The sequence below is a fragment of the Oleiphilus sp. HI0080 genome (assembly GCF_001635135.1).
The window spans coordinates 1-744 of record NZ_LWFU01001158.1; the positions used below are offsets into that span (position 1 = coordinate 1).

A 744-nucleotide genomic window follows, 5' to 3' on the forward strand; every position below is an offset into this window, starting at 1 on the left:
TTACCTAGGTAAAGGCGTATTGAAGGCGGTCGCGGGCATCAATAGTGATATTCGCGAAGCGCTAATTGGTAAAGACGTAACGGAACAGCGCGCGCTTGATCAGATTATGATTGATCTTGATGGCACTGAGAATAAAGCTAATCTAGGCGCCAACGCAATTTTGGCGGTTTCGTTGGCCGCAGCAAAAGCTGCCGCACAAGCGAAAGGTGTAGAGCTATACGAGCATATCGCTGAGATAAATGGCACGGCGGGCCAATACTCCATGCCAGTTCCGATGATGAATATCCTTAATGGTGGTGAACACGCGGATAATAACGTCGATATTCAGGAATTCATGGTTCAACCAGTTTCTGCGCCAAGTTTTGCTGAAGCATTGCGAGCAGGTGCTGAGATCTTCCATGCGTTGAAGAAAGTGTTGAAAGCGCAGGGTTTGAATACGGCTGTAGGTGATGAAGGTGGTTTTGCGCCGAACCTTGCGTCCAACGCAGATGCGCTCGCTGTGATCAAGACGGCGGTTGCTGATGCAGGTTATACGCTGGGCGACGATATTACGCTGGCTTTAGACTGTGCATCGTCTGAATTTTTTAAAGACGGAAAATACGATCTGAGTGGCGAAGGCAAAGTGTTTACTGCCGAAGGCTTTAGCGACTACCTTGCAGATTTGTGTGACGCTTACCCGATCGTATCGATTGAAGATGGTCAAGATGAGTCAGATTGGGATGGCTGGAAGTATCAGACGGAACG

1 pseudogene is annotated in these 744 nt (G+C 48.7%); it reads left to right on the forward strand.

Going from position 1 to position 744, the window contains the following annotated elements:
• Positions 1–744, forward strand: a pseudogene (gene eno / locus A3751_RS20760) (phosphopyruvate hydratase); the annotation flags it as partial.